The organism is Lentzea sp. NPDC054927 (assembly GCF_053610285.1).
This window is the reverse complement of record NZ_JBSGXZ010000058.1, coordinates 1-15,109: the sequence shown is the minus strand read 5'-3', so window position 1 is coordinate 15,109 and position 15,109 is coordinate 1. Positions and strand designations below refer to the sequence as shown.

Below are 15,109 nucleotides of genomic sequence, written 5' to 3'. Positions count from 1 at the left end.
TCCCACCCCGAACCCCCGACGGCCACCCCACCCGCGCCAAGGCAGCCCCACCCGTGACCCCCGGCCTCCCAGCGAGCGGAGGCAACGGTGGCCCGCAAACGCCCGATAACCCAGGACTACCGCCTGGTCCCAGCCGCAGCCGCAGTCTGGACAACCGCCATCGCCGGTCTCTTTCTGAGCTGGCAAGCCGCGGTCGTCACCGGCCTGGCGGCAGGAGCCATCGGCCTCGCAGCATGGCGAAGAGCCTGGTGGACCAGAACCTGCGCGATAGCCCTCCTGATCTCCGGACCGGTAGCGGCAGCCTGGGTGGGCGGCCACGTCCTGCGAGCCGAAACCCACCCCCTCCGCCTCGCCGCCGACGAAGGCAAAGCCACCAGCCTCACCGTCGAACTCACCTCCAGACCCAAAGGCATCCGGGCTGCGGGCTTCGGCGGTCACCAGGCAGGCATCGACAACGTCGTGATCACGGCCGAAGCGAACGGCGCCCAGCTGGTGCTGTTCGCTCCCAAGGACAAGTGGCGAGACCTGTTGCCAGGCCAGAAGGTCACGGTCAAGGGCAACCTCGCGCCACCTCGAGGCGGCGACCTGGCGTCGGCGCTGCTGAGGGTCCGCGGCCCGCCGATCGACCCGCGACCACCTCCGGCCTGGCAGAGCTGGGCGGACGACCTCCGCGACTGCCTGGCTCGGGCCAGCAAGGTCCTCGACGACGAGGAAGCCGGGCTGCTGCCGGCACTCGTGGTGGGCGACACCGAGCAGATGGTGCCGCGCATCGTGGACGAGTTCCGGACCGCGGGCCTCGCTCACCTGCTCGCGGTGAGCGGCGCGAACCTGGCGATTGTGTGTGGCGCGGTCTACCTGCTGTTGCGGCGGTTCGGACCGCGTCAGGCGGCCGTCGCGGCGATGGTGGCGCTGGTCGGGTTCGTGATTCTGGCCGGGCCCGAGCCCAGTGTGCTGAGGGCCGCGGTCATGGGTGCCGTCGCGCTGCTGGCGTTGGTGCTGGGCCGGGAACGGTCCGCGGTGCCTAGTCTCGCGACCGCCGTGCTCGTGCTGGTTCTGATCGATCCGGCACTGGGCGGCGATCCGGGGTTCGCGTTGTCGGTCGTGGCGACGGCGGCGTTGGTGCTCGTTGCGCCGAGGTGGGCGCGGGCGCTCAAGCAGCGCGGTGTGCCCAACGGGTTGGCCGAGGCGATCGTGGTGCCCACGGCCGCGAGTCTTGCCACGGCACCGGTGGTGGCGGGGCTGTCCGGGCAGGTGAGCCTGGTTTCGGTGGTGGCCAACCTGGTCGCCGGGCCGGTGGTCGCGCCGGCGACGGTGCTGGGTGTCCTCACGGCGGTTGTCGCGCCGTTCTGGCCCGGTGCGGCCGAACTGATCACCCACGTCGCCGGGCCCGCCGTGACCTGGCTGATCCAGGTCGGGCGACAGGCGGCGACCGTGCCCGGCGCGGCGGTCGGCTGGCCCAAGGGCTGGGCCGGGGCGTTCGTGCTGACCGCGGTGGTGGCGGTGGTCATCACGTTGCTGCGCCTCAAGAAGACGCGGACGTTGGTCGTCGCGGTGCTCGTCGGCGGGTTCGTCGTGCTGGTGCCGCTCAAAATCGCCGCGCCGGCCTGGCCGCCGGACGGCTGGACGGTCGTCAGTTGCGATGTGGGCCAGGGCGACGCGCTGGTCCTCGCGACGGACGATGCCGACAGCGCGGTCGTGGTCGACACCGGGCCCGATCCCGGTGCGGTCGACCGGTGCCTGAAGACGTTGGGAATCAAGAGGATTCCGCTGGTCGTGCTCACTCACCTCCACGCGGATCACGTAGGAGGCCTCGAAGCGGTGCTCACCGGGCGTGCGGTGGGCGCGGTGGCGACAGGCCCGCTCAAGGAGCCCGCGTGGGCGTGGAGGGAGGTCAACGAGCAGGCCCGCAGGAACGGCGTGCGCGTCACAGAACCGAAGGCAGGCGAACGATTTTCCTTGCCCGGACTGGAGTTGGAGGTGCTGGGCCCACGACGGCCGCCGACCCCGGGAGACGCGAACACGACGGTGAACGACTACTCGCTCGTGCTCAAGGCCCACACGAAAGCAGGCCGGGTGCTGCTTACCGGTGATGTCGAACTGGCCGGCCAGTCGGCGTTGCTGGGGGAGCGGGACCTCGCGGCCGAGGTGCTCAAAGTGCCGCACCACGGCTCGCGGTACTCGCTGCCCGCGTTCCTCAAAGCCGTGCGGCCGCGGGTGGCGTTGGTGAGCGTCGGCATGGGCAACAGATACGGGCACCCGAGCCCGCAGGTGATCGACATGTTGCGGGCGGGAGGTGCGCTGGTGTTGCGCACGGACCAGGACGGAGACCTGGCGGTGTTGCCAGGAAACCGAATCGTACGAAGGAGAAGAGATGGACGACGTCTGGATCAGGCTGTTCAACGCGCGCTACCCGATCCCCGGTGGCACACCAGGGCTCGCGTGGGCGCTGTGGCAGATGAACTACTCCGCTTCGCCATGGCCGCACGACGAGCTAAAACCCGATTTCGGTTACTACATCTGCGAAACGCTAGAGGACGGCACACGCGCCCTCACACACAAGGCGACGGCCACGCACGTGCTGCCGCCCACCAAGGCCACGACGCCGGAGGAGGCTTTCGCTCTCGTCTCGGAGTACGTGTTCGACGACGACCTGCGGATCGCGCCGCAGGACTGGAACGACTACCACTACAACGTGCTCAAGGCGGAAGCCCCGTGGCCGCAACGGATCGTGGCGTGGCGTGCGAACGTGCAGCCGGTCGGGCCACACGTGATGGAGGGCTTGCAACGGTTCCCGCGCACCGGCTGGGTCAAGACGGACGCGATCTCCGTGTGAGACAACGCGTTCAGTGGTGGTGATCGAGGAGACTGTCGGCCAGCGGCATGGAAAGGCGCATGGTTGCAGGCCACGGCGGGCGGTCTGGAGTCGATCCCCAGGTGAGGTGGACCTGAGCGAACCACGCAGGATCCTCCTCGACGCTGTACACCACCTCGTCGCAACGATCACAGCGAGCGATCGCGATGACCGTCTTGCCGAACAACGGGTGTCCGTCCGCGACTTCGGTTCGCAACTGGGTCTCCAACCCAGCCCTGGTTCCGCTGTCCGCGATAGCCGCCCACGGCTCCGGCAACGGTCGCAGCGTCGCGAAGACGTAGTCGTGTTCAGGGAGCGATCCGGCATCGGACCACGGGCCCGTGTCGCCTTCAGGTCGCCAGGCTGCGTGGCGGCCCGTTTCGCATCGCCGTAGCTCACGTATGTCCTTGCGGCGCGCGCGAAGAGGGTCGTCAGGCGACGCTTGGCGGACGGTCCGGCCGGTCAGCGGCGCGGAGCAGGTAGGGCACGAGTCCACGTCAGGAGCATGCCAGGAACCGAATCGTGACGGGGCCTCGATGACTGAGCACAACGCGGCTCGGGGACGCACGCGCGTCCCCGAGCCGGAGGGAGGTGATTAACCCAGTGCCTTGATGACGGCCTCGGCCGACGCCGGGACCGTCGCGCGCGGGCCGACCGTGTCGCCGAGCGCGTCGAGGGTCTTGAGGCCGTCGCCGGTGATCAGCAGCACGGTCTCGGCGTCCGGGTCGAGCTGGCCCGACTCGATCAGCTTCTTCGCCGTCGCCACGGTCACGCCGCCGGCGGTCTCGGCGAAGATGCCCTCGGTGCGGGCGAGGAGCTTGATGCCCTCGACGACCTCTTCGTCGGTCACGTCCTCGATGGCGCCGTTGGTGCGGCGCACCGCGTCGAGCACGTACGGGCCGTCGGCCGGGGCGCCGATCGCCAGCGAGCGGGCGATGGTGTCCGGGCGGACCGGGCGGATGACGTCGTGGCCTGCCTTGAACGCGGTGGAGATCGGGGAGCAGCCGGTGGCCTGCGCGCCGAACACCTTGTAGGGGCTGGCTTCCACGAGGTCCAGCTGGCCGAGTTCGCGGAACGACTTGTCGACCTTGGTGAGCTGCGAGCCGGAGGCGATCGGCACGACGATCTGGTCGGGCAGGCGCCAGCCGAGCTGTTCGGCGACCTCGTAGCCGAGCGTCTTCGAGCCCTCCGCGTAGTACGGGCGGACGTTGACGTTCACGAACGCCCAGTCCTCGTTCTCCGCGGCGAGTTCCTGGGCGAGGCGGTTCACGTCGTCGTAGTTGCCGTCGACGGCGATCAGGGCGCCTTCGTAGACGGCGCTCATCAGGATCTTGGCGCGCTCGAGATTGGAGGGAACGAGAACGACCGACTTCCAGCCCGCGCGGGCTGCGGCCGCGGCGACGGCGTTCGCCAGGTTGCCGGTGGACGGGCAGGCCAGCACCTTGAAGCCGAGTTCGCGGGCCGCGGCGAGCGCGACGCCGACCACGCGGTCCTTGAAGGAGTGGGTGGGGTTGCCGGTGTCGTCCTTCACCCAGATCTTGCGCACGCCCAGGGCCTTGGCGAGGTTGTGAGCCTCGACCAGGCGGGTGCCGCCGGGGTCGGTGTTCGGGTGCTGTTCCACAGTGGACGGAACGGGGAGGAGGCCGCGGTAGCGCCAGATGGACCTGGGGCCGGCTTCGATGTCCTCGCGCCGGATCTTCCCGAAGTCGTAGGCCACTTCCAGCGGCCCGAAACACTCGAGACAGGCGTACTCAGGAGCGAGAGGGGTTTCATTCCCACATTCCCGGCACAGCAGTGCCCGGGCAGGGCCGAGGTCGAACTTGGTGCTCGTGGGCACAGTGACAGCAGTCATCGCGAGGTATCTCCTCATCTTTCCCGCGAAATCGAACGGGTCGGAATTGGCACCGTGATCGTCTGCGCATGACTCTGTGCATGGCTCTGCACATAGCGCTGACGCCGGTTGCCGGGGCTTCGTCGGGCCGTTCCCTCTGCCCCTCTGGATGAGCGGTGTTCAGTTGTGGCTACCAAGCTACGGCACCGGTCCGTTGCTCAGCCACCGACGTCCACGATTCGAGACGTGGGAAGATGCGGAGCGTGAGCGCACCGGAGTCACTGCACCTCGTCATCGGCGAGGAGGAGTTGCTGGTCGAACGTGCTGTTCGGGCGGCTCTCGACGCAGCACGCAAGGTCGATCCGACCGCCGACCTGACCCGTGTCCAGGTGACTGATCTCACGGCCCCGGAGCTGGCCGAACTGGTGAGCCCGTCGCTGTTCGCGGAGGGTCGCGTGATCGTTCTGCAGAACACGCAGGACATCGGCAAGGAGGTCGCCGACACGGTGCTCTCCTACCTCAAGACGCCCGCGGACGGGGTCACGCTCGTCGTCCTGCACACGGGCGGTGGTCGCAGCAAGGCCGCCAAGGACCTGCCGGGACAACTGAAGAAGGCCGGTGCCGCGGTCACCGAGTGCGCCAAGATCACCAAGGCCGCTGAGCGCGAGGCGTTCGTGCGCAACGAGGTGCGGCAGGCGGGCGGCAAGATCGACTCCGAGGCCGTCGCCACGCTCATCGACGCCGTGGGCACGAACCTGCGTGAGCTCGCCGCGGCGTCGTCACAGCTCGTGTCGGACACCGACGGCAAGGTGACGGTCGACGAGATCCGCCGCTACCACCAGGGCAAGGCCGAGGTGACCGGGTTCGCGGTCGCCGAGAAGGCCGTGACCGGTGACCGGGCCGGCGCCATGGAGGCGTTGCGCTGGGCCATGCAGCTCGGCGTGCCGCACGTGCTGGTCGCGGACGCGCTGGCGGACGCGGTGCGGACGGTCGCGCGGGTGTCCGCTGTTGGCCGGGCCGACCCGTTCAGCCTGGCCGGCCCGCTCGGCATGCCGCCGTGGAAGATCAAGAAGGCGCAGGCCCAGGCCCGCGGCTGGGACCAGTCAGGGCTCGCCGACGCGATGCAGGTGGTCGCGGGGCTGAACGCGGACGTGAAGGGCGTGGCGGCCGATGCCGACTACGCGCTGGAGCGGGCCGTGCTCAGGATCGTCGCCGCGCACAGCCGCCGCTGATCCCCAGAAAGATCACTGGCGAGGGATCCCGATCAGGTACTGGGCTCCCGTGAAGCCGGGCACGACGCCGATCGTCCAGTTGAACGACTCGGAGTTGTCGAGGCCGTCGACCATCCGACGCAGTTCCGAGCGTCCGTACATGCGCAGGAACGACACGACGCTGTCGAAGAACATCATGAACGGCAGCACCGGCACCACGTAGGTCAGCGCCAGCCGCAGCAGATAGCGCGGCAGGGGATTGCGCTGGAACGGCGCCGACAGCAGCACGGCCAGCGTGGTGAAGAACGGGAAGGCCAGCACGTAGAGCCATGACCGTTTGGTGTCCACGACGACCATCGGCTGCCGGGTGTCGACGGCGTTCTGCAGCATCCGCCGGGCGAGCGGCGGCGGGAAGTGGTGAAAGGCGCCGTAGATCGTCCGCGTCCCCTCGACCGCGCAGTCGGTGGCGTCGACGGACGACGACACGTAGTCCACGGAACAGCACTCGTCGGGCAACAACCGCTGGTTCGAGGCCTGAACACGTTGGAACGCACGCACGTTCGGCACCAGGTCCGTCAGCGTCACGCGGGTGTGGACGCCCTCGCGGTGCAGCCGCCGCTGAATCAACGGCACCGGCCCGCCCGACCCCGCGCACAGGTCGACGATCCGATGATCGGCACCGGAACGCAGGGCCAGCGCCAACGGCTGGGAGTACTCCCGCGCGGCATCCGTCAGCCGGTAGATGAACGCGATGGACTCCGTGTGCAGCGTGCGCAAGACGGCCGGCGTGCCGTCGAGGTCGTGCAGCTCGACGAAGTCGATGCGCGGAAGCGATTCCATGACCCAATACCTACCGCGCCACCGAGACAGCGAAAAGGGCCCGCTCGACGAGGAGCGGGCCCTTCTCCAAAGCTCTACAGCGTGATCAGCCCTCGAGGGCGTTCACGCGCAGGGCCATCGCCGACTTCTTGTTGGCGGCCTGGTTGGCGTGGATGACGCCCTTGGTGGCGGCCTTGTCGAGCTTGCGGGACGCGTCCTGCAGCAGCTCCAGGGCCTTCGCCTTGTCACCGGCCTCGGCAGCCTCGCGGAACTTGCGGATGGCCGTCTTGAGGGACGACTTGACCGACTTGTTGCGAAGGCGAGCCTTCTCGTTGGTCTTGATCCGCTTGAGCTGGGACTTGATGTTCGCCATGCGACATCACCCTTCTTGTCGAAACCGGAGTTCGTGACGCGCTTTGTCGGCACCGGCCAGGGGCCGGCTCTCCTCCACGACGGAGTGCCGCGCATTCACGACGACGAAGGATATCAGGCCAGCTCAGCGCACCGTGAAGGCGGCCTTCTCGGCACCCACCACGGCCTCGTAGTTGCCGCGCGCGACCTCACGCCGCCCGTCGCCGTCCACGTCGCCGACGGTCAGTGCCAGCTGCGAGAGCTTGAACGACACCTCGACCTGCTTCGACTGTCCCGCAGCGAGTTCCACGCGGGTGAAGCCCACCAGCCGTGCGTCCGGAGTGAGCACGGGGGAGGCCGGCTGACGCACGTAGACCGGCACCACAACGGTGCCAGCGCGCGCGCCGGTGTTCGCCACCGTGAACTTCACCACGCCGTCACGACGATCAACGGCCGCCGTGGTCCCCGAGGTCGTGAACGAGGTGTACGACAGCCCGTGCCCGAACGGGTAGAGGGGGTCGTACTTCGCGTTCGCCGCGGTGTTCGCACCCGGCAGCTGGTCGTAGGTCAGCGTCGGGTCGCCCAGCGTCTTCGGCCACGACACCGGCAGCTTGCCGCTCGGGTTCACCGCGCCGAACAGCACGTCCGCGACCGCCCTGCCACCCTCGCTGCCCGGCAACCATCCCGCGACCAGCGCGTTCGCGTCCGCCGCCGACCCGAGCACCTGCGGACGCGCGGTCAGCAGCACCACGACCACCGGCTTGCCGGTCGCCTGCACCGCGTCCACCCACGCCTGCTGCTCGGCGGTCAGGATCGGGTTCTCCGTGTCGGCAGGACCCTCCGCACCGGGCTTCTCACCCAGGACGACGACGACTGCGTCCGCACCATCCGCCTCAGCCACCGCCGCGGCCTGAGTCGGAGCGTGCACGACGGACGCGCCAGGAACGGCCTCACGAACACCGGTCAGCACGGTCGCGGTCGGCGGCAACGGCGAGTCGTCCGGCACGCCCTGCCACTCGACGGTCCAGCCACCGAGCTGGCGGCGCACGTCGTCCGCGGTCTCACCGGTCACGACGATCTTCTTGGCAGCCGAGGAAAGTGGCAGCACGCCGTCGTTCTTCAGCAGCACGGTGCCCTCAGCGGCAGCCTGACGCGCCAACGACCGATCCGCGTTCACCACGTTGCCGTCGGCCTTGGCCGGGTCCACGTACGGCTTCTCGAACAGCCCGAGGTCGAACTTGAGCTTCAGGACTCGCCGCACCGCCTGGTCGATCCGCCCGCGCGACACGGAACCGTCGCGCACGTTCGCCAGCAGCAGCGACGTGAACTCGGCCGCGTTCGACGGCTCCATCGCCATGTCCACACCGGCGTTGACGCTCATCGCGATCGCCGTCTTGTAGTCCGGTGCGACCTTGTGCCGGTCCACCAGGTACTTCATGTCCTGCCAGTCCGACACCGCGACGCCCTTGAAGCCCATGCGGTCACGCAGCTGCTTCTGCAGCATGTACTTCGACGCGTGCACCGGCACCCCGTTGACCGAACCGGAGTTGATCATCACGGTCTTCACGCCCGCGTCGAACTGCGCCTGGAACGACGGCAGCACGACGTCCTGCAACTGCCGGATCGGAATCTGCGCGGCACCGCGGTCGTGCCCGTTCTCCGGCGCCGAGTACCCCGCGAAGTGCTTGGCGGTCGCGGTCAGCTGTGCGGTGTCGTCCACCTTGGCCTGCTGCCCGCGCACGTTCGCCGCCGCCAGCTGCCCGGCCAGGAACGAGTCCTCGCTGTAGGTCTCGTAGAAACGGCCCCAACGCGTGTCGCGCGCGATGTCCGAGACCGGCGCGAAGTTCCAGAACACACCCGTCGAGCGCAACGCCTTCGACGCGGACACACCGATCTTCTCCTGCAACGCGGGGTTCCACGTCGCGCCGAGACCGATCTGGTGCGGGAACATCGTCGCCGAGATGACGTTGTTGTGCCCGTGCACGCCATCGGCGCCGTAGATGATCGGGATCTTCAACCTGTTGTGCTCCAACGCATAGCGCTGGATCGCGTTGTTCATCTCGGCCCACGCCTTCGGCGTGTTCTCCAGCGGCGCGTCACCGCCACCGGACAGGATCGAGCCCACGTGTGCGTCCGCGAGCACCGTCTTCAGGCAGGACTCGACCAACGGTCCGTTGGCGTTGTTGCAGTCACCGCGCAGCTTCCCGACGCGGATCTGCGCCATCTGCCCGATCTTCTCCTCGACCGTCATTCTGCGCAGCAGGTCCTCGACCCGCCGCTCGGTCGACGCACGAGCGTCCAAATAGATCTCTTTGCCGGCAGCGAGACCTCCGGCTGGTGTCAGCGACGCGATCACCACAGCAACGCCCAGCACGCCGAATCCGGCGCGCTTGCGGGAAAACAATGACAAGACCCCTCCACGTTCCCGTGCGCCCGCCGCACACGATCGTCTGCGGGAGTCGGACAAAAACACCCCCGAACGGAGGAACTCCATGGAAGCGGTTTCATGCTGGTGAAACGCCTGTTCAGGCACTCGGCTGCGGCAGGATCGAAAGCGGAGAATGATGGCCGGCATGACATTGCCTGCCTTCCCAGAGGGGTCTTTCCAACGGGTGCTCTGCGTCGTCGCGCACCCCGACGACATGGAGTACGGCACGTCCGCTGCCGTCGCTCGCTGGACCGCGAGCGGCATCGAGGTCGGTTATCTCCTCCTCACCCGCGGCGAGGCCGGGATGCCGAACCCTCCCGAGGAGACGGCACGCCTGCGCGCCGCCGAGCAGCGGGCCGCCTGCGACACCGTCGGCGTCAAGCACCTGACCATCCTCGAACACCCGGACGGCGTGCTCGTCTACGGCCTCGACCTGCGCAGGGACATCTGCCGGGAGATCCGCCGGTTCAAGCCCGACGCCGTGCTCGGCACCGGCTTCGAGGTCTTGACGCCCTACGGCTTCGACCAGGCCGACCACCGTGCGGTCGGCCTCGCGACCCTCGACGCGATCCGCGACGCGGGCAACCGGTGGGTCTTCCCGGAGCAGGTCGACGACGAGGGCCTCGAACCGCACTCCGCGCGCTGGTACCTCGTTCCCGGTCTGCCCGGCTCCGGCGCGACCCACGGTGTCGACGTGACGGGTGATCCGCTGCGCCGCGGCGTCGCCTCGCTCGAAGCGCACGCCGCGTACCTGGCCGCGCTCCCGGACCACCCCGCCCCCGCGGACTTCATCCCGAAGTTCCTCGCGATGAGCGGCGAGGCCATGGGCGTCGAGCACGCTGTGCTGTTCCGCGCCCATGACCTGCAGGCACCACCGGAGTTCTGAGCACTATTCGTCTGGTTCGTCTTCGAGCTTCTTCGGGGGCCTGCCGCGGCGAGGCATCTTCTTCGCCTCGCCGGGCAGCCGGCCCGCTTCCGCCAGCGCACGCCGCAGCAGGAACTCGATCTGCGCGTTGGTGCTGCGCAGCTCGTCGTTCGCCCACCTGCTCAGCGCGTCGTGCACGGCCGGATCAAGCCTGAGCAGAACGCTTTTTCGATCAGCCATCAGGTGTAGAGGGAACCGGCGTTCACCACGGGCTGGGTGGATCGGTCACCGCACAGGACGACGAGCAGGTTCGACACCATCGCCGCCTTGCGTTCCTCGTCGAGCTCCACGACGTCGTGCTCGGCCAGCTTGGCGAGCGCGAGCTCCACCATGCCGACGGCGCCTTCCACGATCCGCGACCGTGCCGCCACGACCGCGCTCGCCTGCTGCCGCTGCAGCATCGCGTGGGCGATCTCCGGCGCGTACGCGAGGTGCGTGAGCCGTGACTCGATCACCTTCACGCCCGCGGACTGCACCCGCGCGGCGATCTCGATCGAGAGCGTCTCGGTGATCTCGTCCGCGTTCTCTCGCAGCGAGAGCCCGGCCTCGTCGTGGTTGTCGTACGGGTAGCTGTTCGCGATGTGCCGCACGGCGGTCTCGGTTTGGATGCCGACGAACCGCACGAAGTCGTCCACCTCGAACCGCGCCCGCGCGGTGTCCTCGACCTGCCACACCACCACGGCGGCGATCTCGATCGGGTTGCCGTCCGCGTCGTTGACCTTGAGTGCGGACGTCTCGTGGTTGCGGATCCTGGTCGAGATCTTCTCCCGCGTGTTGAACGGGTTCACCCACCGCAGACCGTCCGTGCGCACCGTGCCCACGTACCGGCCGAAGAACTGCTGCACCCGCGCCTCACCCGGCGCCACCGTGAAGAGGCCCCTGAACACCAGCGCCGCCGCCAGGAACAGCAGTATCGCCGCGATCAGGAATCCCGCTGGCGGGCCGTCGTTGTCGGCGGCCTTGATTCCCTCGATGAACGTCCATGCAGCCACCGCGACCAACACCACCCCTCCGAAGAACATGGGCAGACCGGGCAGGTCCCGTGCGCGCTTCTCCCGCACCACAGGCGCCGGCATCTGCACCGTCGTGTCCACAACCGCGCTCATTCAGCCCCCTATCGAAGTAGTATCTAAGTGATATCACTTTTCTGGGGTGATCGCCAGTTAGGCTTGATCGCATGAGGGCGAAGAAGCAGCGTGTGGCCGCCTATGGGGTGTGCATCAACGACAACGACGAGATCCTGCTGGCGCGCTGGCTTGGCCCAAAGGGCAAACGTTGGATCCTGCCCGGTGGCGGCATCGACCACGGCGAGCACCCGTACGACGCCGTCATCCGCGAGTTCGAGGAGGAGACCGGATTCGACGTCGAGGTGCTGCGGCTGCTCGGCATCGACTCGGAGTTCCGCGAGGAGCCGGACCGCGACTACCACGCACTTCGCATCCTGTACGAGGTGCGGATCGTTGGTGGCGAGCTGCGCTACGAGGTGGGTGGCACGACCGACCTCGCCCAGTGGTTCCCGCTCGCAGACATCGGACAACTGGAACGCGTGCCCTCGGTCGATACGGCTCTTGGTTTGTATCGAACTACTCCAGCTGCTGGGATCTTGCGGTAACTTGGGTCCACCGCCGCCAACGGCCCACAACGGAGTTGGCGAATGATCCGATCACTGGCCGCAGTCGGCGCGGCCGCCCTGCTGTCGTCCTTCGTCCACGTGCCCGCCTTCGCGGCGGTCGTCGGCGTGTCGAGCGTGTCCTCCCTGCAGGCCGCGATCGACTCCGCACGTCCTGGTCAGCGCCTGGTGCTCGCGAACGGCGTGCACCTGGCCGACCAGCCCGTCAAGATCACGAAATCCGGCATCACCATCGCGGCGCAGACCGTCGGTGGCACGGTGTTCACGCGTGGCGGCTTCGAACTCGGAGCCGTCAAGGGCGTGACGATCGAGGGGTTCGTCTTCGACGGAACCAGCACGCTCTCGGTCCCGCCGGAGGCACAGGCCACCCGCATCACCCGCAACACGTACTCCGGTAACAAGGACGGCGCCTCGCTCAGCGTGAGCGCCGATGACGTCCAGATCGACCACAACACGTTCCAGAACCGGACGAACGAGGGCGTCTACCTGCAGATCACCGGCCCTGGCAGCGAGATCGCCAAACGGTCGTGGATCCACCACAACTACTTCTACAACCACCAGTTCACCGGCGCGAACGGCGGTGAGTCGATCCGGCTCGGCTACAGCCACAAGCAGTCGAAGTCGGCGAACGCGATCGTCGAGCACAACCTGTTCGAGAAGGCGGACGGCGACGCGGAGGCCATCTCCATCAAGTCGTCGGACAACACCGTCCGCTACAACACGATCCGCAACAGCAAGGGCTACATCGTCCTCCGCCACGGCCACCGCACCACGGTCGAGGGCAACCTGCTGTTCAACAGCGGCATCCGGTTCCACGGAAACGACCACAAGGTCATCAACAACTACGTGGAGAGCACCAAGGACCGCGCGATCGTGTTCGGCTCCGGCAAGGAAGCCGACTCCGGGCCGACGTCGAAGCTGCACGACCGCCCTGACCGCGTGACGGTCGCGTTCAACACGCTGATCGGTGCCGGCGCCGTGGTCGACAGCGACGGTGGCGACTTCAAGCCGAAGGACTGCGTCCTCGCGAACAACGTCATCAAGGGCTCGTCGGGTGGTGTCGTCTCCATGCACAGCGGTTCGACCGTGAAGTACGAAGGCAACGTCATCTGGGGTGGCACCGGCGGCAACATGCCGTCGTCGGGCTACAAGTCCGTCGACCCGAAGCTCGTGAAGGACGCCAACGGACTGTTCCGGCTCGCTTCCGGCAGCCCGGCGATCGACGCTTCGGCCGGCACCTACTCCTACGTGACGCGTGACTTCGACCCGCAGGCGCGCTCGGGCAAGCCGGACGTGGGTGCGGACGAGTACAGCACCTCGGCCACGCGCAAGCCGCTGACCAAGGCCGACGTCGGTCCGTCCGCGCCGTGAACGTCGTCTTGGCAGGCCTGTTGATCGCGGTGGGTGTGGCCGTTCCCGCACCCACCGCGATCACCAGGGTGACGAGCCTGGCCGCATTGCAGACGGCGCTGGACAACGCCCAGCAGGGCGAACGGATCGAACTCGCCGACGGCACCTACACGTCGTCGAAGGCGATCACGATCAAACGAGCCGGCGTGACCGTCGCGGCGGAACACGTCGGCAAGGCGCAGATTCGCGGCAAGGCGGGCTTCGTGTTCGCCGCCGGTGTCGCGCAGGTGGTGGTCGAAGGCTTCGACCTGCGCCACGACGGCCGGCTGGCGGTCCCGGCCACCGCGCACCACGTGCGGATCACCCGCAACGTGTTCGAGCTGAACGTGCCGGTGGTGCCGGACGACGCGGGCGGCTTCGTCGAGGTCAACGGCGACGACGTCGAGGTGGACCACAACACCTTCCAGAACCGCACGAACGAAGGCGTGTACCTGCACGTCGGCGGTCCGAAGCCGGGGATCGCGAAGCGCACCTGGGCGCATCACAACCACTTCTTCAACCACAGGTTCAGCGGCGGCAACGGTGGCGAGTCCGTGCGCATCGGCAACAGCGACCGCCAGAAGGAGTCGGCGCGGACCCTCCTCGAGAACAACCTCTTCGAGAAGGCCGACGGCGACTCCGAGGCGATCTCGGTGAAGTCGTCGGACAACGTGGTGCGGCACAACACCATGCGGGACAGCCGCGGCTTCCTGGTGTTGCGGCACGGCAATCGCAACGTGGTCGACGGCAACGTCCTGCTCGGCACCGGCATCCGGTTCCACGGAAACGACCACCGCATCGTCAACAACTACGTCGAGGGCGGTCGTGACCGGCAGATGGTCTTCGGGTCGGGCAAGGAAGCCGACTCAGGGCCCACCTCGAAGCTGCACGACCGGCCTGACCGGGTGACGGTCGCGTTCAACACGCTGATCGGTACCGGCGCGGTGGTGGACAGCGACGGCGGGGCGTTCCTGCCGAAGGACTGCGTGCTGTCCAACAACGTCATCACCGGGTCGTCGTCGAAGTTCGTGGACATGAAGTCCGGGTCCACGGTCCGGTACGAGGGCAACATCGTGTTCGGCGGTTCCGCCGGCATGCCTTCCGGTGGCTATCGCGCCGTTGACCCCAAGCTGGTGCGCGACGCCCACGGGTTGTTGCGCCTGTCGTCGGGGAGCCCCGCTGTTGACGCGTCCGTGGGCTCGTTCCCCTATGTGACGACCGACTTCGATCCGCAGCCGAGGGTGGCGAAGCCGGATGTGGGGGCTGATGAGTACGACGTCGCCGCGGTGCGTCGTCCGCTCACGCGTGCCGATGTGGGGCCTTCCGCGCCCTGACGACCGTGTTTGTCCTGGTAGTCGCACGTTTCGCGGCTACCGGGACCCCCCGATTTGGAGATCGAAACAGGCCCGTGTAATGTTCTCCAAGTCAGAGCGAAGCGGGCCGGAAATCAAAACCGGAACGAGCCTGGCAAAAGCCGGAGAGAAAGAGCCTCCTAGAGGCCGATTTGACACCGGCGAGCAAGACTGAATAAGCTTTGCAACACAAGCCCCGGAAGTAAGTCAGCGTAAAGCTGATGTGACTGCGGTGTGCGCGTGTTCTTTGAGAACTCAACAGCGTGCCGATAACACAGCCAGTAATATATGAATTACCTCCTCGTCGAGGTAGTTCCTTTGA

Annotated in this window: 13 protein-coding genes and 1 riboswitch; of the genes, 6 read left to right on the top strand and 7 right to left on the bottom strand. The window is 67.7% G+C overall.

What is annotated here, in order from left to right:
• Positions 1–87 precede the first annotated feature (87 nt).
• The gene (locus ACWGE0_RS41885) at positions 88–2,856 is read left to right on the top strand and encodes a DNA internalization-related competence protein ComEC/Rec2 (protein WP_452266441.1); all 2,769 of its coding nucleotides are present in this window, start codon (positions 88–90) and stop codon (positions 2,854–2,856) included.
• Here the strand turns inward: ACWGE0_RS41885 and ACWGE0_RS41880 are convergent.
• Both ACWGE0_RS41880 and thrC read right to left on the bottom strand, forming a co-directional pair.
• On the bottom strand, positions 2,844–3,038 hold the full coding sequence (locus ACWGE0_RS41880) for a hypothetical protein (protein ID WP_452266440.1): 195 nt from the start codon (positions 3,036–3,038) through the stop codon (positions 2,844–2,846). The genes ACWGE0_RS41885 and ACWGE0_RS41880 overlap by 13 nt on opposite strands.
• A gap of 408 nt (positions 3,039–3,446) precedes the next feature.
• Positions 3,447–4,703 (bottom strand): threonine synthase, encoded by a 1,257-nt coding sequence (gene thrC / locus ACWGE0_RS41875; protein WP_452266439.1) that lies wholly within the window; start codon positions 4,701–4,703, stop codon positions 3,447–3,449.
• Positions 4,704–4,714: 11 nt separating this feature from the next.
• A riboswitch (SAM riboswitch) is annotated at positions 4,715–4,858 on the bottom strand.
• A 78-nt stretch (positions 4,859–4,936) separates the two neighbouring features.
• Between thrC and holA the strand changes: the two genes are divergently transcribed.
• Complete coding sequence (gene holA / locus ACWGE0_RS41870; RefSeq protein WP_452266438.1) at positions 4,937–5,914, top strand: DNA polymerase III subunit delta; 978 nt, start codon at positions 4,937–4,939, stop codon at positions 5,912–5,914.
• Between the two features lie 12 nt (positions 5,915–5,926).
• Here the strand turns inward: holA and ACWGE0_RS41865 are convergent, their stop codons facing one another.
• From ACWGE0_RS41865 to ACWGE0_RS41855, 3 genes are all read right to left on the bottom strand, one after another.
• Complete coding sequence (locus ACWGE0_RS41865) at positions 5,927–6,733, bottom strand: class I SAM-dependent methyltransferase (protein WP_452266437.1); 807 nt, start codon at positions 6,731–6,733, stop codon at positions 5,927–5,929.
• 85 nt (positions 6,734–6,818) lie between these two features.
• On the bottom strand, positions 6,819–7,085 hold the full coding sequence (gene rpsT / locus ACWGE0_RS41860) for a 30S ribosomal protein S20 (protein WP_452266436.1): 267 nt from the start codon (positions 7,083–7,085) through the stop codon (positions 6,819–6,821).
• Between the two features lie 123 nt (positions 7,086–7,208).
• On the bottom strand, positions 7,209–9,473 hold the full coding sequence (locus tag ACWGE0_RS41855; protein ID WP_452266435.1) for a glycoside hydrolase family 3 N-terminal domain-containing protein: 2,265 nt from the start codon (positions 9,471–9,473) through the stop codon (positions 7,209–7,211).
• A 154-nt stretch (positions 9,474–9,627) separates the two neighbouring features.
• On the opposite strand from ACWGE0_RS41855, the gene ACWGE0_RS41850 reads away from it, so the two are divergent.
• Positions 9,628–10,377 (top strand): PIG-L deacetylase family protein, encoded by a 750-nt coding sequence (locus ACWGE0_RS41850; protein WP_452266434.1) that lies wholly within the window; start codon positions 9,628–9,630, stop codon positions 10,375–10,377.
• A gap of 3 nt (positions 10,378–10,380) precedes the next feature.
• On the opposite strand, the gene ACWGE0_RS41845 is transcribed toward ACWGE0_RS41850, so the two are convergent.
• Complete coding sequence (locus ACWGE0_RS41845; RefSeq protein ID WP_319968134.1) at positions 10,381–10,596, bottom strand: hypothetical protein; 216 nt, start codon at positions 10,594–10,596, stop codon at positions 10,381–10,383.
• Entirely contained in the window at positions 10,596–11,522 is a 927-nt protein-coding gene (locus ACWGE0_RS41840) for an SPFH domain-containing protein (protein ID WP_452266433.1), read from the bottom strand. The genes ACWGE0_RS41845 and ACWGE0_RS41840 overlap by 1 nt, the downstream gene beginning before the upstream one ends.
• A gap of 71 nt (positions 11,523–11,593) precedes the next feature.
• On the opposite strand from ACWGE0_RS41840, the gene ACWGE0_RS41835 reads away from it, so the two are divergent.
• Genes ACWGE0_RS41835 through ACWGE0_RS41825 form a run of 3 tightly spaced genes read left to right on the top strand, consistent with a single transcriptional unit; the run spans position 11,594 to position 14,769 of the window.
• Entirely contained in the window at positions 11,594–12,028 is a 435-nt protein-coding gene (locus ACWGE0_RS41835; protein ID WP_452266432.1) for an NUDIX hydrolase, read from the top strand.
• A 42-nt stretch (positions 12,029–12,070) separates the two neighbouring features.
• On the top strand, positions 12,071–13,417 hold the full coding sequence (locus ACWGE0_RS41830) for a polysaccharide lyase 6 family protein (protein ID WP_452266431.1): 1,347 nt from the start codon (positions 12,071–12,073) through the stop codon (positions 13,415–13,417).
• Positions 13,414–14,769, top strand: a complete 1,356-nt coding sequence (locus ACWGE0_RS41825) for a polysaccharide lyase 6 family protein (protein ID WP_452266430.1) — start codon at positions 13,414–13,416, stop codon at positions 14,767–14,769. The genes ACWGE0_RS41830 and ACWGE0_RS41825 overlap by 4 nt, the downstream gene beginning before the upstream one ends.
• The last annotated feature ends 340 nt before the right edge of the window (positions 14,770–15,109 follow it).